Consider the following 18,711-nt stretch of genomic DNA (forward strand, 5'->3'; position numbering starts at 1 on the left):
TCCGCATTCGGTCATTTGCCGTGCCGCGGATTGGCACTATCCGACATATGTCCGGGCTAAGGTTTCGCCCGATTTCGTATGTTGAACGTAAATTGTTACCTATTCTGTCGAAGTTCCAGATATATGTCGGCCAGATCACAAACTTGTTAGCTTGGCACGCATCGCCTATTCGGCAACTTTACGCAGATGCGGAAATTCTCCGGTGGCGATATATGCGGCTTCTTCCGCTGTTGAGGGGCGCCCCAAAATGGCGTTGCGGTGCGGGTGGCGGGCAAAACGCTCCAATACACTGGTCACAATTTCATGCTGGCCGCGCAGCCGGTCGGCCATTGGGGCAAGAATGGCAGGCAGATTGGCCGCGATTTTTTCTACGGTCGCGCGGTGGCGATACATCCGTTCCACATGTTCGGGGCCTTCGCAATGGCTTATTGCAATGACAAAAAACGTCTGCTCCCAAGCTTCAAGGCCATCAAAATCACCGTTGGCAATGCCCTCTTCGGCCAATCGGGCAGCTTTGATATCTTGCGCAAAGGCTGCCGGCGTATCGCGCCAGAGCGAGCGCGGAAACTGGTCCAGCGCTATCAACAATGCCAGCCGTCCGCGCGCGGTCTTGGCCCAATGGTCAAGTTGCCCGGTAGCAGCGGCATAGGTCAGCGCGGCAAAGCGATCAATGATCGCGGCATCCATCCCGCCATGCATCCGCTCATCCCAAAACGCACGATGCGTTTCAGCTGATGTCCAATGGCCATTATCTGGAAACCAAAGGTCAAGGACGGTTTGCGGATCAAATTCTATCAAGTCAGCCGGATTTTCTGCCATCACTTTACGTTGTCATCCTCAGGTACCCAAATGCGGTTGCCCTATACGACAAGGATAACAGGTTTATGCAATCGGGCAAGCCTTGGGCACTTACGCTTAGGCCTGCACCTCTCCGCGCAGGACGACCAACAAGTCCGCCATGTCATCGGGCAAAGGCGATGAAAACTCTAGCATCTGCCCGGTGACAGGGTGCTCAAAACCCAAGGTGGCGGCATGCAGGGCCTGGCGCGGAAAATCCGCAACGGCAGCGACCGCAGCCTGCCCGACGGCTTTTTCACTGACTTTTCGCTTTCCGCCATATGTGGGATCACCGATCAACCCGTGGCCTGCATGGGCCATATGAACGCGGATCTGGTGGGTGCGGCCAGTTTCCAGCCAACATTCCACGAGCGCGGCAACAGGCGGCGTGCCAAAGGTTTCCAACGTGCGGGCACGGGTCACGGCATGCCGACCGACGCCTTCAAAGAACACGGCTTGGCGCTGGCGGTCGGTTTTGTGACGGGCAAGGTTGGTGGCAATGCGCAAAATATTGCTGGCCTCAAAACTGGCACCTTTGATACCGCGCAGACGCGGGTCAGCGGCGTCAGGGGCACCATTGACAACAGCAAGATAGCGGCGATGCACGGAATGTGCCTCAAACTGCGCGGCAAGCCCGTGATGCGCGCGGTCAGATTTCGCCACGACCAAAAGTCCCGAGGTTTCCTTGTCGATCCGGTGCACGATGCCGGGCCGCTTTTCGCCGCCAACACCCGACAGATTGCCACCGAAATGATGTAGCAGCGCATTGACCAACGTTCCGCTCCAAGACCCCGGGGCCGGATGCACAACCATGCCTGCAGGTTTGTTGACCACGATCAGATCGTCATCCTCCCACATCACTTCCAGCGGGATATCCTCGGCCACAGTATCAACATCGGCAGCCGGTTCCAGCGTCAGGGAATAGGTTTGGCCCTCTTCCACCTTGGCCTTGGGATCGGTCACCGCAACGCCATCAAGGCAAACCAGCCCCTCGGCTATCATCTTCATCAAGCGCGAGCGCGAAAGTGACGCTTCTTCTGGCACATCACGAGCAAGCGCCTTATCAAGGCGGTCAGGCGGGAAGTCGCCAATGGTGACGTGCAACAGCGACAAGGAAGAATTGGCCATGGATCAGGCTCCGGCACCGGAAGGGCTTCCGCCCAGCCTCAGGTTACTAAAAGGGTTGGTGATTGTGCTTACACTCACCATGATTATCGGCGTCATAACGGTGGTTGCAGTGCTTGTCACCCGTATGCAGCAAGGATTTGACGCACAAAGCGCTGCGCCCTCTCTGCCAGCAAGCATTTCTTTGCCATCCGGCGCAGAGCCGCAGGCCGTGACCTTTGGCGCGGGCTGGGTGGCCGTTGTGACCAAAGATGATCGCATCATGATCTTTGGTGCTGACGGGGCGTTGCAACAAGAAATGCAGATCACTGTAAAATAGACTGCGGCCTGCGGCACAACAGATTGCCCGCCCCCCATCTGACCAGGCTGCCACGATTTCAAAGGAAATACCGTGCTGTTTCAAGACCCTAACGCCAAAGAGGAGATCAAGCGCCAACATGACCTGTTGTGGCGCGAGCGGTGGGGCCGCCTACCGCTGACAATGTTGGGCATAGCCTTAACAACGATCTATCTTCCGCTTTGGATAGCGCTTGTTATCGGAATCATGGTTCTTGGCGCAGAAATTGCCAGCATGCGATATATGCGTGCGTTAGACCCAAGGCGGCACCCTGCCCGCTATCTTTTTGTTATATTTTGTACATTTGTGATGGAATTGTTCTTTTCGCTTTCGGCCGCGTTGATCTGGCAAGTCGACGATGACTATGCCAAGCCATTTGCTGTCGGCATAATCATGGTGACGCTGATGCAGATCATCTCGGCACGCACCATCCATATGGCCTTTGGGTATGTGGGGTTCACTGCTGTTGCATTGGTGACCCTTGTTGGCAACGCGGTTTATTGGCTTGGCTTTGACGACTACTTGGGTTTGGGCGTGTCAACCCTCGCTGCCAACGCGGTCTTGATCTATACTTTGATCGCAATGCATTCAAACAACACTTTGCACCGCACAGCCGCATTGGACCGTAAGGCAGCTTTGGCCAGTAATAACGCCAAAAGCCGGTTTCTAGCGCAGATGAGCCATGAACTGCGCACGCCGATGAACGCCATTCTTGGCATGGGCCATGCTGAACAACGCCGCGCAAAGGATGCTCTTAGCCAAAACCGACTGGCGGTTCTGATTTCTGCCGCCGAGGGACTTTCAACCATTCTCGACGATATTCTGGATATGTCGGCGATTGAGGCAGGGCGCCTGCCCATCCGGACAGAACGTGTTGTGCCAAGCACAGAAGTCCTGGCCGTGGCAAATCTGTTTCAGCCTGCAATCACAGAGGCAGGCCTAGCCTTGACCCATAAAATTGATCCACAGCTTGGCAAAGAATGGCTGTTGGACCCGAAACGTTTGCGGCAATGCATGTCGAACCTGCTGTCAAACGCGCTGAAAAATACCCAGGATGGCGGCATTCATGTCTTGGCAGATCTTGCCTCGGATGCATCAGGCGCCCCGCAAATGCGGATAGAGATTTCCGATACCGGACCAGGCGTTCCAAGCCATTTGCACCGCAGCTTGTTTGCGCCATTCTCGCAGGCCTACAGGCCGCTAGGAGGGACGGAAAGCAACGGGCTCGGGCTGTCGATATGCCGTACGATGGCACGACAGATGGGCGGTGATCTTACCTTGGCCGGGAATACCGAAGGCCAAAGCGGCGCGCGTTTTATATTGACATTGAAACTGGGTCTTCCCGATGTAACCGACAGTCCTGCATCGGTGGCGCAGGCGACCCAAATTCCCTACCCTGCTGCTGCCACCACTGGCCTGCGGGTTTTGGTGGTTGATGATATCGCGACCAACCGGCTCGTCGCCTCGACCTATTTGCGCATGCTCGGGGCAGCGATGATTGAGGCCGAAAGTGGCGCAAAAGCTTTGGAAATCATAACCACATCCTGCCCCGATCTGATATTGCTTGATATGAACATGCCAGAAATGAACGGTTTACAGACGCTTGCGCGCATTCGCAGCTTGCCCGGCCCTCTTGCCAAAATTCCAGTGATCGCGATGACGGCCAATGCAATGGCCGAACACCGCGCCGAATACATGGCCAGCGGGGTTGACGGTTATTTGGCCAAGCCGATCACCCCCGCGCGCATAGAAGCCGAAATCAAGGCTGTGCTGGACAAAAAGGGTAGAGCAAGGTCAGATTAGCCCAAGTCAGAGTACGAAAGGCCTTTGCATGACCTCTTATCCGCCTATCCCTGATGCGACCGACCTCGCCGCAGCTGTTGCCGCCCGCCGTGTCAGCCCAGAAGAGCTGTTGAACAGCGCCTTGTCGGCGGTGGAACGGCTGAACCCCGAGTTGAACGCCGTGGTTTTGGTACAAGAAGCGGTCGCGCGTGCGCATATCGCGGCAGGCCTGCTGCATGGGCCGTTTCAGGGCGTGCCGTTCTTGCTAAAAGATCTGGGCTGCGAGGCGGTGGATTTTCCCGGGCACAATGGTTCGCGACTGCTCGCCAACACGCAATATGCCCAAAATTCCAGCATCTTTGCCCGTATTCAAGCAACCGGCGTCGTGACTTTTGGCCGCACAACTGCGCCCGAAGGCGGAATAGGGCCTGCCACAGAAAGCGCGGTTTATGGTGGCCCGACGCGCAACCCTTGGGCGCTGGGCCACACACCCGGCGGGTCTTCGGGTGGTGCGGGGGCGGCTGTGGCGGCAGGTATTGTGCCCTTTGCGCATGGGTCGGATGGCGGCGGATCAGTGCGGATACCGGCGTCTTCTTGCGGGTTATTCGGCTTCAAACCGACCCGCGCACGCCTGCCCGATGGTCCCTATGTCGGTGAAGGCTGGGCCGGCATGGCGATTGACGGGTTTCTGACACGCTCGGTCCGCGATACGGCGGTAATGCTGGATGCCTGCGAAGGGCCGGACCTTGGTGCGCCTTATGTCGCGCCGCCGCTTTTGCGCAGCCATGCCGATGCGATCAGCCGCCCGCCAAAGCGAATGCGCGTGATGCTGTGTGATACCAGCTTTACCGGCGCGGCGATTGACCCTGACTGCGCCGCCGCCGTGCATCAAACAGGGCGGCTGCTGGAAAGCCTTGGGCATGAGGTCACCCCTGGCCTGCCCCGTGCAAACATAACAGGAATGATGCGGGCCTGGACCGATATTGTCGCCGTTGGCACCGCGCTTTCGATAGCCAAGTCACTGAAATCACGCCAGCTTTCTCTGGACTACGTCGAAGGCATCGGGCGCGGGGCATTGGCCCATGCCCAAACCTTGCCCCCTACCCGCTACCTTGAGGCGGTGAATGAAATCCACGCCCTTGGCCGGGAAATGGCCGCAGTGTTTGACGGTACAGGCGCCCCTGATGTGATCCTTAGCGCCACCTTGGCCGAGCCGCCCGCCCGGATCGGCCGCTTTAACCACGCACCAGAGGATTACGTCGATTACCGCATCGGGCCGGGTCGCGTATTTGACTATTCGCCTTTCTGCGCGGTGTTCAATGCATCGGGGCAACCGGCCGCATCGGTACCGCTGGGGCAATCGGCGGCTGGCCTGCCAATCGGCATTCATCTGGCCGCACGTTTCGGCGCGGATGAGACGCTGATCGCGCTGTGCGCCGAACTGGAACGCGCCGCCCCTTGGGGCCACAAGCGCCCACCAATCTGGGCCGGCGCTTTCTGAACCATTTGGCAAAAGCCCTTGATTTGTGGGAAAATACGCGCCTAGGATAAAGGGAATCCCATCAAGGAGCCTATTATGCCTGAAACCACGATCGCCGTCGAAGCCCGAAATGCAGTCAAGACATTTGGGCAAGGTGCGGTTGCGGTGACAGCGCTGGACAACGTCTCGGTCAAAATCAAACAGGGCGAGTTTTTTACCCTGCTAGGCCCCTCGGGCTGCGGGAAAACCACGCTTTTGCGACTGATTGCAGGTTTTGAAACGCCTACCTCGGGCCAGATTTTGCTGGATGGCGACGACATCACCAATTTGCCGCCGAACAAGCGCGCGGTGAATACAGTGTTTCAAAGCTATGCTCTGTTTCCACACCTGACCGTGGCGCAGAACATCGGTTTCGGATTGGAAATGCAGGACCGCCCGCGCGCCGAGATCAAAGACACCGTGGCACGCATGCTGGCCCTTGTGCAGCTGGAACCAATGGCCGATCGCAAGACCAGCCAACTTTCGGGCGGGCAGCAACAACGCGTGGCTTTGGCCCGCGCCTTGGCCCCCACGCCCAAGGTTCTTTTGCTGGATGAGCCGCTTTCGGCGCTGGACCTGAAACTGCGCAAGGAAATGCAGATTGAACTGAAACGCTTGCAACAAGAGACCGGCATCACCTTTGTATTCGTGACCCACGACCAAGAGGAAGCCCTGACCATGAGCGACCGAATTGCGGTGATGAGCGCGGGACTAATCCAACAGGTCGGCCCGCCGCGCGATATTTACACCCGCCCCGCCAACCGCTTTGTCGCCAGCTTTATCGGCGAGACGAATTTTCTGGCTGGCATAAGCGATGGTGCGCGCGTGAAATTGGGCAATGGCGCTATGCTGGATGTCGTGGCCCCGCGCGGCCCGGTTGGCCTTGCCATTCGGCCCGAACAGGTGCGGGTGGTGGCAGTCGATACGGCGGGGGCGATACTGGCCACGGTTGCATCAACTGTTTATTTTGGCACCGATACACATGTGCATGTAACCCTTTCCGATGGCACCGAGATCGTCGCGCGTCAGCAAAGCCCCGCCACAGGTGGGGTCGAAATGCAAAAAGGCGCCGCTGTAGGTGTGGTTCTGGCGCAAGACGCCCTGCAAGTGATGGGGGATTAGGCATTGACTTCTGAGGCAGAAACCAAAGCCGAGGCAGCGCGCACCCGTTCTGCATGGCTGCTGTCGGCACCCGCACTGGTGGTGCTACTTTTTGCGGCCTCGGGGCCGTTGCTGATTGTATTGGCCTATTCGTTTTTGACGCCCGGCCAATATGGTAATGTGATCTGGGAATGGGATCTGAACGGCTGGATCGGGATTTTGTTCACCAAGGACATCTTTGATGGCACTTGGGGGCTGGCCGATGCGCATATGACCATCTTTTGGCGGTCGGTAAAACTATCGCTGATGACCACAGCAATTACCTTTCTGGTTGGTTTTCCAACGGCTTGGTTCATCGCCACACGGCCCCCTGCACAGCGCGCATTCTGGCTGTTTTTGATCACTATTCCCTTTTGGACCAACCTGCTGATCCGAACCGTGGCGATCAATGAGGTGATCCGCAACGAAGGGCTGTTGAACACCTCGTTGATCTGGCTGGGTGTTATTTCCGAACCGATCCGGATTATCTATACCGATACGGCAGTGCTGATCGGTATGGCCTATGTCTATCTGCCGCTGATGGTACTGCCGCTGTATGCCGCGATTGACCGGTTTGATATGCGGCTGCTAGAGGCGGGCTATGACCTTTATGCCAGCCGTATTCGGGTACTGCGCCGCGTGATTTTGCCGATTGTAAAACCGGGAATCGTGGCCGGATCGATTTTGGTCTTTGTGCCCTCGCTAGGTGCCTATGTGACACCCCGCGTGCTGGGCGGTGGCAAGAACATGATGATCGGTAACTTTATCGAGCTACAATTTGGGCAAGGCCGCAACTGGCCGCTAGGGGCGGCATTATCGATGACCTTGCTGGTTGTCGTGATGGTGGCGCTGCTGGTTTACGTGCGTGCAGCCAATAAGGAGGGCAACCCACATGGCTGACCGCAGCTTTGAAGTGGCCCGCCTTCCAGGGTTCAAATTTATCGCCATCTCGGCCTTTGTGCTGTTGTATTTACCAATCATTACGCTCGTGGTTTTCAGCTTTAACAGCGGGCAATCGGTGGCGCTGTGGGAAGGATTTTCTTTCGACTGGTACGGCAAGGCCTGGGCTAATGAGGCAGTCAAGGGCGCGACCATCCGGTCCCTGATCATTGCAGCCTCGGCCTCGGCCATTGCGACAACGGTGGCGACAATGGCGGCATTGGGTACAACGCGCAGAAAGGCGTTTAAGGGGCAGACCTTTATCTATGTGATGATTAACCAGCCGCTGATGGTGCCCGAAATTGTAACAGCCGTGGCACTGTTGATCTTCTTTGCCTCGATCAAAGTTGCAACGGGCTATAACGGTTTGATCTATCTGGTTATTGCGCACGCAGCCTTTTGCATTCCCTTTGCTTATTTGCCCATTCGGGCGCGGTTGGAAGGTATGGATTTGACACTGGAAACCGCTGCGGCCGATCTTTACGCAAGCCATTGGCAAGCGTTTCGATATGTCACTTTGCCGCTGATGCTGCCAGGAATTATCGCAGGCGCAATGCTGGCATTTGTGATAAGTTTGGATGACGTCGTTATCACCGAATTTGTGAAATCCGGCGGGCAAGATACCCTGCCGACGTACATGCTGGGCCAGATGCGCCGGGCTGTGACACCCGAAGTTAACGCCATTTCAACAGTGTTGCTGGCGCTGACAGTGGTGATGTTAACCGCGTTTTTTGTTTTGACGCGCAAGAAAGACTAAAAAACCAACTGGGAGACGACCTATGAAAAAGATCTTGACTGCTACTGCTTTGCTTTTGGCCAGCACCTCACTGGCGGCGGCCGAGGGCGAATTGCAACTGTACAACTGGGGCAATTATACGTCGCCCGAGTTGTTGAAAAAGTTTGAAGATGAAACCGGCATCAAAGTGACGGTCACCGATTATGACAGCAACACAGCCGCCTTGGCAAAGGTAGAGGCCGGCGGGGCAGGATTTGACCTTGTAGTGCCTTCGGCGAACTATATCCCGATCTGGGTTGAAAAAGGTCTGATTGTTGAGCTTGACGAAAGCAAGCTGGCAAACAAAGGCAACATCGCACCCGAATGGGTTGATGTGCCTTGGGATATGGGGCGCAAATATTCGGTGCCGTGGCAGTGGGGTTCGGTCGGGATTTCTGTAAACACGTCAGTTTACAAAGGTGACATCAACACGTCAGATCTCTTCTTGCGTGTGCCGGACGAATTGAAAGGCAAAATCAACGTTGTGCCCGAAATGACCGATGTTTTGAACATGGCCATTTTCAATGTCGGCGGCGAACCTTGTACAGAAGACACCGAAGTGTTGAAAAAAGTACGTGATCTGGTGGTCGAGGCCAAGAAAGACTGGCTGTCGATGGACTATGGCGCGACTGAAAAGATGACAAACAATGACTGGGCAGCCAGCGTGAACTGGAACGGGTCGAGCATGCGAGCACGCTTGGCGAACCCGGATGTGGCATTTGGCTACCCGAAAGAAGGTTACCCGTTGTTCATGGACTCGGTCGCTTTGCTGTCAGATGCCAAGAATGTGGACAACGCCTATAAGTTCATTGATTTCATCATGCTGCCCGAAAACGCAGCGATGATCTCGGCCTATGCGCGATACGCCAACGGGATTGCTGGCTCGGGCGAGTTTATGCCAGAGGAAATGAAAACTGCGCCCGAGGTTGTCACGCCTGCAGAGTTGGCAAAGGCGGGGCGTTTCTTGCCGACCTGTGGCCAGAAATCGCAAGAGTATCTGACCGCAATTTGGACCGAGTTGCAAAAGTAACAAAGCCCAGCCCGGCGGCGGCATCGAGCCACCGCCGGGCCGCAGGGGGCGTTGCCCCCCTGCACAGTTTTGTCAGGGACAAAACTGTTACCCCCAGGATATTTTTGGATAGATGAAAGGGTCTTCCGGTGGATTTGACTAGGATTTCTGCCGAAACTTTGGCTGCAATGATTGCGCGGCGCGAGGTGGGCTGTGCTGAGGTCATGGAAGCCTATTCGGCGAAGATCAACGCGGCGAACCCTGCCGTAAATGCCATTGTTAGCCTCCGTGATGCCGATGCGTTGATCGCTGAAGCGAAGGCAGCGGATAAGGCACAACAGCGTGGGCCGTTGCATGGCCTGCCCATGGCGGTAAAGGATTTGGTGGCAACCAAGGGCTTGCGAACGACCTATGGGTCGCCAGTGTTTTCCGATTATGTCCCGGTTAACGACGATCTTTTGGCCGCACGCATGCGGGCGGCAGGGGCGATTTTCATTGGCAAGACGAACACACCGGAATGGGGCCATGGCTCGCACAGCTTTAACCCTGTGCATGGGGTGACGCGCAACCCGTATGACCTTTCGCGCACCGCCGGGGGGTCATCAGGCGGTGCCGCTGCTGGCTTGGCCGCGCGGATGTTGGCGGTTGCGGATGGCTCGGACATGATGGGATCGCTGCGCAATCCGGCAGCGTTTTGCAATGTCTACGGGTTTCGGCCAACATGGGGGCTGGTGCCCGGTGATGCGGTTGGCGACACTTTCATGGCGACATTGGCGACTGATGGACCTATGGCGCGCAACATAGTCGATTTGGCGTTGTTGTTGGATGTGTTGGCGGGCGAAAACCCGTCGGCGCCGTTCGGGCGCTCGGCGCATTTTGCAGCGCCTGTACCTGCCGATATGCGCGGCAAAAAGATTGCTTGGTTGGGCGATTGGGGTGGGGCATATGCGATGGAGCCCGGCATCTTGGCGCAAGCAGAAACGGCGCTGCGGGTGTTTGAGGAATTGGGGGCCGAGGTGGTACCGCTTGCGCCGCCCTTTCCCGCAGAAAAGCTGTGGCAGTCATGGGTGACGCTGCGGGCAATGCTGAATGCGGGGGCCAAACGCGGGCTTTATGAAAACGCTGCGCATCGAGCGCAAACCAAGCCTGAGACGCTTTGGGAAATTGAACAGGGCTTAACCCTGACGGCGGCGGCTGTGTATGACGCCTCGGTCATCCGGTCACGTTGGTATGCGCGGGCGGCGGGATTGTTTGAGCAATTTGATGCGCTTGTGCTGCCTGCCGCGCAGGTCTGGCCATTTCCGGTTGAGTGGCGATGGCCGCAAGAGATTAACGGCGTGGCAATGGACACCTATCACCGGTGGATGGAAGTGGTAGTACCCGCCAGCCTGATTGGCTTGCCAGCCTTGGCGCTGCCTGCGGGGTTTGGCGCGAATGGCCTGCCGATGGGGGTCCAGTTGATCGGGCGCGCTGGTGCAGATGCTGCGGTTTTGGCGATGGGGCAGGCCTATCACATGGCGACCGATTGGCCGGAAAAGCACGCGCCCAAGCTTTAGAGTTTGCAGGCCAAGGCTTGATTGATCGCGCCAGGTGAATACTTGCCAAGCGGGCGGGCATGCAAATTGCGCCCCTCTAGCCGCACGGCCATAACTTTGGACCAGTCGGCACTGGCCAGTATCGCCTCATTGCCCTGCCCGCAATTGCGGATGCCGCCGGTGATGGTTTTGTCACCAATCCGGTGATTGGTCAGCCCGTTGATACGGGCGATTTCGGTCAGCCTGTCGCCGCGAAATTGCACGATCACCAGCTCACGGGCCAGATGCGGGCGGTCGACATAGGCAATTTCAGGCAGACCATCGCCATCAAGATCGCCCACGCCCAAAGGTGCAAGCCAGCGATGGGTGCGGCCGATGAATGGTGTAGCCGTCACCCTGCCCGCGATGTCGTACACCGCCAATGAGGCACCTCGCGCAATGTCGGTTTCAACAACCAGCACCTCGGTCGTACCGTCGCCGTCAAGGTCGGCCACGCGGGCTGTCACATCCTCGAACACGCGGCTTTGTGGCAAGGTTACCTCAACCGTGCCGCTGGGGCCCGTCAGGCGCAACCCGCCCCATTCCAAAGCATCGCCTAGAATGGCGTGGTCATAGCGCGTGGTGGCTTGGATTAGCTGCGCGCTTGTCACCTCGGCCTGCGCGGCACAACTGCACAGCAGGGCACAGGCGGTGGTAAGCGCGCGCGCCATCAGATTTGTTTTTCGGGCATCTGCACGCGCAGGCCGTCAACCGCATCAGTCACTTTGATCTGGCAAGTCAGCCGCGAGCGCACGGGATCAGGCTGATAAGCGAAATCGAGCATGTCTTCTTCCATGCCATCCTTGGCGGGCAACTTATCAACCCACGCGGCGTCTACATAGACATGGCAAGTGGAACAGGCGCAGGCACCGCCGCAATCGGCCTCTATCCCCGGAATGCCGTTGTCGCGTGCGCCTTCCATTACGGTCAGCCCGTTCTTCACGTCAACCACATGTTCTTTGCCACTGAATTCTACATAGGTGATCTTGGCCATGGTCGTCCCTTATCCTTCACTAACCCAATTGGTTCGCCTTTGATTTAAGGTAGTTCAGAGGCATTTGCCAGTCCAAGCCGCGACCAAAGCGCAACGCCGTTCTGAAAAGCATTTGCTTGGCCGCTTTCCTTTGGGGCCAATGGCGCTATGGTGCGGCACTGAAACCTTGAACGAGTAACGCCGATGCATCGCCCTGCCCTTTTATTCTTACTGGCGATTGCCGTGACGGGGTGCCAACCCAACCTTCCCAACGCGCCGGTTTTGAACAACAGCCTGCAAAAGGAACTGGTGACGAAAAAGGGCTCAAAACCACCGAGCGAAGGCAAAGGGATTTGCTGGGCCGACGATGTTACGCCTGCAGTGATTGAAACAGTGACCGAGCAGGTTCTGGTGCGCCCCGAGGTACGGGGGCCTGACGGTGCACTGATTTCCACAGCCGTATTCCAAACAGCAGCATCGCAGCGCATCGTCCAAGACCGCCGTGAGGTTTGGTTCCGCACGCCCTGCCCCGAAGTGGTTACCGTTGATTTCATTGCAAGTTTGCAACGTGCGCTAAAGGCGCGGGGATATTACCGCGATGGTGTGACAGGGCAGTTGGATGCCCCCACGCGCCGTGCCTTGCGCCAGTTCCAAGAGCCATTGGGGTTGGATAGTGAGCGACTGTCTTTGGCGGCGGCCCAGCGACTGGGGATTTCAGCGACCGAGTTCAAATGATGACACAAGCAGACTTCAGGGCCAAAATTGCCGCGCATTGGGCCGATGAAACCGATGGCGCGCATGATCTGGGGCATCTGGATCGCGTTTGGGCCAACGCGCAGGGTATAGCCTTGGCACTGGGCGGCGCAGATCTGGAAATCCTGTTACCTGCGGCCTATTTCCATGACGCGGTAAACCTGCCGAAAAATCACCCCGATCGGGCACAGGCGTCATTGGCCTCGGCCAATTGGGCCGCAGAATATTTGGCAGGCACCACCTTTCCCACCGCTAAAATTCCGGCTGTGGCCCATGCGATTGCAGCACACAGCTTTTCTGCCAATATTACGCCCAAAACACTCGAGGCCGAAATCTTGCAAGATGCCGACCGGCTAGAGGCCTTGGGCGCGATTGGCATTGCGCGAATGTTTCATGTCGGCGGTGCTATGGGCGGGCTGCTGTTTGACGCGGATGACCCGATGGCCCTGAACCGGCCGCTGGATGACAAGCGTTTTTCTTTGGATCACCTAGAGGTAAAGCTGTTCCCCATCGCGCAGACCATGCGCACCGCACCGGGGCGCGATATGGCGCTGGCCCGCGTGGAATGGATGCGCACTTTCCGGTCTTGCCTGCTGCAAGAGCTGGGTTAAGGCACAAATAAGAAAGGGCGGCAGGTTTCCCCGCCGCCCCTTTTCCTGAAGATCAAAAGCTTACTTGTCGATAGCGATCGCAACAAAGCGCGGGTCGCCACCTCGGCGGATTAACAACAGCAAAGATTTGCGGCCGGCGCTGCGGGCCTCGTCTTCGCGGTCTTGCAAGTCCTTGACTGTCATTACCTTTTGCTGACCTGCCTCGGTGATAACGTCGCCAACGCGCAAGCCTTTGGTAAAGGCCTCGGACATCTCATCAATTTCAACCACAGCAAGCCCCGCAGAGTCCGCAGGCATACCCAACGCGGTTGCATCTTCGGCTGTCAGGGTTTTGAGCGTCATTCCCAAAACCTCAACAGCGGCCGGCGCAGCCTCGTTATTCGCAGCGGCGGGCACAGGTTCCCCCTCGGCGGTTTCGCGGCGGCCCAAGGTAACCGACAAAGTTTCCGATTTTCCGTCACGCATCACGACAACGCGCACAGCCTCGCCCACTGGTGCATCGGCCACACGGCGCACCAATTCGCGGGTGTCGGCAACCGACGCACCATCAAACGACGTAATCACATCGCCCGATTTCAAACCGGCGTCTTTGGCTGGCCCGTCTGGCACATCGGTAATCAATGCACCTTTGGCATCAACCAAACCCATCGCTTCGGCAACATCGGCTGTTACATCCTGAATGCGCACACCCAACCAGCCGCGACGCGTTTCGCCAAATTGCTTCAGCTGGTCTACAACTTTGTTGACCACATTCGACGCCATCGAAAAGCCGATCCCGATTGACCCACCGGTTGGCGACAGAATAGCGGTGTTCACACCGATAACCTGACCATCCATATTGAACAACGGCCCGCCCGAGTTGCCACGGTTGATCGCAGCATCGGTTTGCAGATAATCATCATAAGTGCCCGACAGGGCGCGACCGCGTGCCGAGATGATACCGGACGAAACCGAGAACCCCTGACCCAGCGGGTTGCCCATCGCGATAACCCAATCGCCAACGCGCATCAGATCCGAGTTGCCAAAAGGCACAAACGGCAGCGGCGTATCGCTTTCGACCTTCAGCAAAGCGATGTCGGTTTTTGGATCGGTGCCTATCAGTTTTGCAGGCAATTTCTTACCCGAAAAGAACTCGATCTCAATTTCATCGGCTTTGTCGATCACGTGGTTGTTGGTTACAATGTAACCATCCTCGGAAATCACAAAGCCCGACCCCAAGGCTTCGGACCGGCGCGGCCTGCTCTCTCCGTTGCCATTGCGATCCATGAAATCCTTGAAGAAATCCTCGAACGGTGAACCCGGCGGCACTTGTGGCACAGCCTCGGTGCTTGCGGCGACAGTGGTCGAGGTTGTGATATTGACAACCGACGGGCTGATCGACTCAGCCAAATCGGCAAAACTTTCCGGCGCGCCTCGTGCTTCAACAGTCATAGCTTGCGCCAGAACAAGGGACGCGCCAAGGACCAATGCGGTCAATCCGCGCATAAAGCCCGTGGTCGGCAGGCTTTCTACGCGTTTTGCGGTTGCGACAGTTTTAGAAATCACTCGAACATCCTCCTGATGCGGGTTGCGACACCGCGTTCCGTCAGGTTTGCATGCAGCTGACCTGACACGACTCGAATGTGAACCTAGGCATGATTGGGCGCAATGCAAACCCTCTCGCGTATTCTCAACAGGATGTGAACAGCTTTGTCATGCAACGTTCGGGCGCAGATATGAAAACGCGCGACCACAAGTTAGGGCCGCGCGTTCACAAAGATGTATCTTGGCTTAGTTCGCCGGTTTCGGCGGCAAGTCGCTGTTCAGATAGTCAAAGAACTGGCTGTCCGGCTGCATCACGATCGAAGAATTCTCGCCTTTCAACGCCCGTTCATAGCTGGTCAGCGAACGGGTAAAGGCGAAAAACTCGGGGTCACGGCCAAAAGCCTCGGCATAAATCGCGTTACGCTGGCCGTCGGCCTCACCACGGATCACTTCCGATTCCTTGCGCGCCTGTGAGGTCAATTCAACCACCGTACGATCGGCGCTGGCGCGAACCCGCTGTGCGGCCTCGTTCCCGCGCGCAATCTCGTCAGCCGCTTCGCGTTCCCGCTCGGCCCGCATCCGCGAATAGGTGGATGCAAGGTTTTGCTCGGGCAAATCGGTCCGCGTCAAGCGCACGTCAACAACGTCAACACCCAAAGAGGCGGCCTGACGGCGGGCCTGATCACGGATCAGGTTCATCAGACTGGTCCGGTCCTCGGACAGAACGCGCTGCGAAGGCACCGCACCCAAAACCTCTTTGATTGCGGCGTTCAAGATCGGCTCGATCCGCGCTTGGGCTGTGCGAACACCGCCCGTACCCGTGGCTTGGCGAAACTTGACCAGATCGGTGATACGCCAGCGTGCAAAGGCATCTACCACCAAACGGCGGTCATCGGCGGGGGTTACTTCGGATGGCTGGGTGAACAAGCCCAAAATACGGTCGTCATATTTGACCACGTTTTGCAGCAATGGCACCTTGAACCCCAAACCGGGCTCTTCGCGCACTTTCTTCACTTCACCAAACTGCAGGACCAGCGCTTTTTCACGCTCATCCACAATATAGACCGACGACAGGATACCTGCGACAGCAAGCGCGATAGCGGGTAGGATAAAAGCTGTCTTATTCATCAGTTGCTCCCTCCGGTGGTGGCTTTAGGTGCGGGCGTCAGGTTGTTCAGCGGCAGGTATGGCACAACACCCTGCCCTGCGCCTTCGCCCGAAACACCATCGAGGATAACCTTATTCATCCCGCCAAGCACACCTTCCATAGTTTCCAGATACATCCGGCGCCGGGTCACTTCGGGCGCTTTGATATATTCAGCATAAACCGACAGGAAGCGGCTCGCCTCACCTTCGGCGTCATTGACCACACGGGCACGATAACCTTCGGCCTCTTCGGTCAACTGGGCCGATTGACCACGCGCCGCCGCAGTTACGCGGTTGGCATAGGCATCTGCTTCTTTTTCCAGACGGTCGCGTTCCTGCTGCGCGGCCTGCACTTCGCGGAAGCTGTCAATAACTTCGCGCGGCGGGTCGGCCTTGTCAAAGTTGACGCGCACCACGTTGATGCCGGCTTTGTATTCGTCCAGCGTGCTTTGCACCGCAGCTTTCAGATCGGATGCAATCACACCACGGTCACGGTTCAGCACAGGCGAAAGCTCGGACCGCGCAATAATATCGCGCATCGCCGATTCCGAAACAGCCCGCAGCGTGTCGGCTGGGTCGGCAAGGTTAAACAGGTATTGTGCTGGATCAGACACATTCCAAACGATCTGGAACTCGATGTCGACGATGTTTTGGTCGCGCGTCAGCATCAAACCGCTGTCCATCACGCCGCCTTTGCCAGTACCAATGTCGGTCTGGCGTTCGCCCGTCACCTGCACGATTTCAGCCGTTACAAACGGCCAAGGCGCAAAGTTCAGACCGGGATTGCCGACAGATGAAAAGCTGCCAAGAAACAGCTCGACCGAGCGTTCTTCGGGTTTCACCGTGTAGAATGACGCAAATGCCCAAAGGCCAAGCGCCACAACGCCGCCCAAGGCCAAACCCTGCTTGGTAAAGGCCGGGCCAGTATCGCCCCCGCCCGCACCGCCGCCGGTGCGACGATTGTTGCCACCACGACCGCCCATCAGGACGCGCAGCTGCTCTTGGCCCTTTTTCATGATCTCTTCGATTTCAGGGATCTGCGGGCCGTCATTGCCTGGCCTACGCCCGCCACCCGGGCGACCGTTATCATCGTTGCCATCGTCGCCCCGATTTCCGCCGCCGCCGCCCCATGGGCCTCCGCTACCTGCCATGTACTTTACCCTATCTACTTCAGTTCTGTTTTAACTGGTGTTTTACACCAGAAATTCAAGTTTAGCCCACACGAATTGGGCTGCGCATCGTTACCAATTCTTCGGCCATCGTCGGATGCACTGCGATTGTTGCATCAAATTGCTCTTTTGTGGCCCCCATCGTGACCGCAATGCCCACAAGCTGGATCATCTCACCCGCGCCTGGCGCGACGATATGACAGCCCAAAATCTTGCGGCTGGCTTGCGACACGATCAATTTCATCATTACCCGATCTGCCCGCCCGGCAAAAGCCGATTGCATGGGGCGAAAGGCTGTCGCGTAAACTTCGATCGGTTCCTGGTCGCGCGCCGCCTCTTCGGATAGGCCAATCGTGCCCATTTCAGGCTGCGTGAAAACCGCGCTGGCGAACAGGCTGTGATCAACCTTGCGGCGCTGGCCACCAAAGATGGTATCGGCAAAGGCATGGCCTTCACGAATGGCCACCGGCGTCAGATTGATGCGGTCAGTCACATCGCCTACAGCAAAGATCGAGGGCACAGCGGTCTGGCTGAAATCATCAACGACAATCTGGCCCCCGCGACCAAATTCCACGCCCAAAGACTCAAGCCCCAAACCGTGGCTGTTGGGCGTGCGGCCCGTGGCATAAAGCGCGGCATCAAACACCCGCTCGGACCCGTCGGTCGCTACGGCTTTGACCCCACCATCAACTTTTTCCAGCCGCATCACATCCGTGCCGCAATGAATGGCCACACCGTTTTCGCGCATCGCCTCGGCAACATGGCCGCGCGCCTCGTCATCAAAGCCGCGCAGGATTTGCGCACCCCGGTAGTACTGCGTAACCTTGCAGCCCAAGCCGTTCAGAATACACGCAAATTCTGACGCAATATAGCCGCCGCCCACCACCAGCACCCGCTTTGGCAGGGCCTCCAGCTGGAACACCTCATTCGAGGTGATGGCCAATTCGCGGCCCTCAATTTCTGGCACAAAAGGCTTGCCGCCGGTGGCCACCAAAATATGCTTGGCCGTCACTTTTTTTCCATCGGCCAAGGTCACGGTATGGGCATCGGTCACGACCGCGCGGGCGTCAAACACCGTCACGCCAGCGCCGCTTAACCCGCCGCGATAGGCCTTTTCCAACCGGTTCAACTCGGCATCCAGCTTGGTGCGAAACGCTGTCCAATCAAACGCGCCGATCTGTGCATCCCAGCCATAGGCGTTCGCATCCTCGACCAACCCCCGGTATTCGCTGGCAAAAACCATCAGCTTTTTGGGCACGCAACCACGGATAACGCAGGTGCCACCCATACGGTATTCCTCGGCCAATGCCACTTTGGCACCATGTGTTCCTGCCGCAATCCGCGCCGCCCGCACCCCGCCCGAGCCACCACCGATGACAAAAAGATCATAGTCGAACGTCATATCCTGTTTCTCCTCAAATCGCTTTGTCGCATTGGGTTCGGTCAAATACCTCGGCCAACGGCTCAAAACCTCGCGCGCAGCACCCGTAAGCGCATT

The 18,711-nt window shown here is 57.4% G+C and carries 18 protein-coding genes; 10 read left to right on the top strand and 8 right to left on the bottom strand.

The features are described from left to right. Positions 1-165 precede the first annotated feature (165 nt). Together AKU79_RS05450 and AKU79_RS05455 are read right to left on the bottom strand one after the other, a co-directional pair. Complete coding sequence (locus tag AKU79_RS05450; RefSeq protein ID WP_050522541.1) at positions 166-819, bottom strand: DUF924 family protein; 654 nt, start codon at positions 817-819, stop codon at positions 166-168. Positions 820-915: 96 nt separating this feature from the next. After that, on the bottom strand, positions 916-1,965 hold the full coding sequence (locus AKU79_RS05455) for an RluA family pseudouridine synthase (RefSeq protein ID WP_050522542.1): 1,050 nt from the start codon (positions 1,963-1,965) through the stop codon (positions 916-918). Here AKU79_RS05455 and AKU79_RS05460 point away from each other — a divergent pair. The 8 genes from AKU79_RS05460 (at position 1,964) to AKU79_RS05495 (ending at position 11,019) form a co-directional block, all read left to right on the top strand. Next, on the top strand, positions 1,964-2,281 hold the full coding sequence (locus AKU79_RS05460; RefSeq protein WP_050522543.1) for a DUF6476 family protein: 318 nt from the start codon (positions 1,964-1,966) through the stop codon (positions 2,279-2,281). The two genes, AKU79_RS05455 and AKU79_RS05460, sit on opposite strands and share 2 nt — an antisense overlap. A gap of 72 nt (positions 2,282-2,353) precedes the next feature. Further along, on the top strand, positions 2,354-4,102 hold the full coding sequence (locus AKU79_RS05465; RefSeq protein ID WP_050522544.1) for a response regulator: 1,749 nt from the start codon (positions 2,354-2,356) through the stop codon (positions 4,100-4,102). Between the two features lie 28 nt (positions 4,103-4,130). After that, positions 4,131-5,582: an amidase gene (locus AKU79_RS05470; RefSeq protein WP_050522545.1), complete on the top strand. Its 1,452-nt coding sequence runs from the start codon at positions 4,131-4,133 to the stop codon at positions 5,580-5,582. A 75-nt stretch (positions 5,583-5,657) separates the two neighbouring features. Beyond that, positions 5,658-6,722, top strand: coding sequence for an ABC transporter ATP-binding protein (locus AKU79_RS05475; protein WP_050522546.1), 1,065 nt, complete (start codon positions 5,658-5,660; stop codon positions 6,720-6,722). A 3-nt stretch (positions 6,723-6,725) separates the two neighbouring features. Next, complete coding sequence (locus AKU79_RS05480) at positions 6,726-7,640, top strand: ABC transporter permease (protein ID WP_050522547.1); 915 nt, start codon at positions 6,726-6,728, stop codon at positions 7,638-7,640. Continuing rightward, a complete protein-coding gene (locus tag AKU79_RS05485) occupies positions 7,633-8,436 on the top strand; it encodes an ABC transporter permease (RefSeq protein WP_050522548.1) in 804 nt (267 codons plus the stop codon). Before AKU79_RS05480 ends, AKU79_RS05485 begins: the two co-directional genes overlap by 8 nt. Positions 8,437-8,458: 22 nt before the next feature. Beyond that, on the top strand, positions 8,459-9,484 hold the full coding sequence (locus AKU79_RS05490) for an extracellular solute-binding protein (protein WP_050522549.1): 1,026 nt from the start codon (positions 8,459-8,461) through the stop codon (positions 9,482-9,484). A gap of 128 nt (positions 9,485-9,612) precedes the next feature. Continuing rightward, positions 9,613-11,019: an amidase gene (locus AKU79_RS05495; RefSeq protein ID WP_050522550.1), complete on the top strand. Its 1,407-nt coding sequence runs from the start codon at positions 9,613-9,615 to the stop codon at positions 11,017-11,019. Here the strand turns inward: AKU79_RS05495 and AKU79_RS05500 are convergent. Then, positions 11,016-11,708: an FG-GAP repeat domain-containing protein gene (locus AKU79_RS05500; protein WP_050522551.1), complete on the bottom strand. Its 693-nt coding sequence runs from the start codon at positions 11,706-11,708 to the stop codon at positions 11,016-11,018. The two genes, AKU79_RS05495 and AKU79_RS05500, sit on opposite strands and share 4 nt — an antisense overlap. Beyond that, positions 11,708-12,031, bottom strand: coding sequence for a 2Fe-2S iron-sulfur cluster-binding protein (locus AKU79_RS05505; RefSeq protein WP_050522552.1), 324 nt, complete (start codon positions 12,029-12,031; stop codon positions 11,708-11,710). Before AKU79_RS05505 ends, AKU79_RS05500 begins: the two co-directional genes overlap by 1 nt. A gap of 183 nt (positions 12,032-12,214) precedes the next feature. Between AKU79_RS05505 and AKU79_RS05510 the strand changes: the two genes are divergently transcribed. Both AKU79_RS05510 and AKU79_RS05515 read left to right on the top strand, forming a co-directional pair. Beyond that, the gene (locus tag AKU79_RS05510) at positions 12,215-12,745 is read left to right on the top strand and encodes a peptidoglycan-binding domain-containing protein (protein ID WP_050522553.1); all 531 of its coding nucleotides are present in this window, start codon (positions 12,215-12,217) and stop codon (positions 12,743-12,745) included. Continuing rightward, positions 12,742-13,374, top strand: coding sequence for an HD domain-containing protein (locus tag AKU79_RS05515; protein ID WP_050522554.1), 633 nt, complete (start codon positions 12,742-12,744; stop codon positions 13,372-13,374). Before AKU79_RS05510 ends, AKU79_RS05515 begins: the two co-directional genes overlap by 4 nt. 60 nt (positions 13,375-13,434) lie before the next feature. Here AKU79_RS05515 and AKU79_RS05520 read toward each other — a convergent pair whose 3' ends face one another. The 4 genes from AKU79_RS05520 to gor form a co-directional block, all read right to left on the bottom strand. Continuing rightward, positions 13,435-14,859, bottom strand: coding sequence for a Do family serine endopeptidase (locus AKU79_RS05520; RefSeq protein ID WP_050522555.1), 1,425 nt, complete (start codon positions 14,857-14,859; stop codon positions 13,435-13,437). A 285-nt stretch (positions 14,860-15,144) separates the two neighbouring features. Beyond that, the gene (gene hflC / locus AKU79_RS05525; protein WP_050522556.1) at positions 15,145-16,026 is read right to left on the bottom strand and encodes a protease modulator HflC; all 882 of its coding nucleotides are present in this window, start codon (positions 16,024-16,026) and stop codon (positions 15,145-15,147) included. Next, a complete protein-coding gene (gene hflK, locus AKU79_RS05530; RefSeq protein ID WP_050522557.1) occupies positions 16,026-17,195 on the bottom strand; it encodes an FtsH protease activity modulator HflK in 1,170 nt (389 codons plus the stop codon). The genes hflC and hflK overlap by 1 nt, the downstream gene beginning before the upstream one ends. Positions 17,196-17,256: 61 nt before the next feature. Next, positions 17,257-18,615 (bottom strand): glutathione-disulfide reductase, encoded by a 1,359-nt coding sequence (gene gor, locus AKU79_RS05535; RefSeq protein ID WP_050522558.1) that lies wholly within the window; start codon positions 18,613-18,615, stop codon positions 17,257-17,259. Between the last annotated feature and the right edge of the window lie 96 nt (positions 18,616-18,711).

Source organism: Pseudorhodobacter wandonensis (assembly GCF_001202035.1).
In the GTDB taxonomy this organism is placed as follows: Bacteria; Pseudomonadota; Alphaproteobacteria; order Rhodobacterales; family Rhodobacteraceae; genus Pseudorhodobacter; species Pseudorhodobacter wandonensis.

Excerpts from the sequence above, each read along its gene's own strand:
- AKU79_RS05450 (WP_050522541.1), bottom strand. The coding sequence starts at position 819 with ATGGCAGAAAATCCGGCTGACTTGATAGAATTTGATCCGCAAACCGTC.
- AKU79_RS05460 (WP_050522543.1), top strand. The coding sequence starts at position 1,964 with ATGGATCAGGCTCCGGCACCGGAAGGGCTTCCGCCCAGCCTCAGGTTA.
- AKU79_RS05455 (WP_050522542.1), bottom strand. The coding sequence starts at position 1,965 with ATGGCCAATTCTTCCTTGTCGCTGTTGCACGTCACCATTGGCGACTTC.
- AKU79_RS05470 (WP_050522545.1), top strand. The coding sequence starts at position 4,131 with ATGACCTCTTATCCGCCTATCCCTGATGCGACCGACCTCGCCGCAGCT.
- AKU79_RS05475 (WP_050522546.1), top strand. The coding sequence starts at position 5,658 with ATGCCTGAAACCACGATCGCCGTCGAAGCCCGAAATGCAGTCAAGACA.
- AKU79_RS05485 (WP_050522548.1), top strand. The coding sequence starts at position 7,633 with ATGGCTGACCGCAGCTTTGAAGTGGCCCGCCTTCCAGGGTTCAAATTT.
- AKU79_RS05490 (WP_050522549.1), top strand. The coding sequence starts at position 8,459 with ATGAAAAAGATCTTGACTGCTACTGCTTTGCTTTTGGCCAGCACCTCA.
- AKU79_RS05500 (WP_050522551.1), bottom strand. The coding sequence starts at position 11,708 with ATGGCGCGCGCGCTTACCACCGCCTGTGCCCTGCTGTGCAGTTGTGCC.
- AKU79_RS05505 (WP_050522552.1), bottom strand. The coding sequence starts at position 12,031 with ATGGCCAAGATCACCTATGTAGAATTCAGTGGCAAAGAACATGTGGTT.
- AKU79_RS05510 (WP_050522553.1), top strand. The coding sequence starts at position 12,215 with ATGCATCGCCCTGCCCTTTTATTCTTACTGGCGATTGCCGTGACGGGG.
- AKU79_RS05515 (WP_050522554.1), top strand. The coding sequence starts at position 12,742 with ATGATGACACAAGCAGACTTCAGGGCCAAAATTGCCGCGCATTGGGCC.
- AKU79_RS05520 (WP_050522555.1), bottom strand. The coding sequence starts at position 14,859 with ATGCGCGGATTGACCGCATTGGTCCTTGGCGCGTCCCTTGTTCTGGCG.
- hflC (WP_050522556.1), bottom strand. The coding sequence starts at position 16,026 with ATGAATAAGACAGCTTTTATCCTACCCGCTATCGCGCTTGCTGTCGCA.
- hflK (WP_050522557.1), bottom strand. The coding sequence starts at position 17,195 with ATGGCAGGTAGCGGAGGCCCATGGGGCGGCGGCGGCGGAAATCGGGGC.
- gor (WP_050522558.1), bottom strand. The coding sequence starts at position 18,615 with ATGACGTTCGACTATGATCTTTTTGTCATCGGTGGTGGCTCGGGCGGG.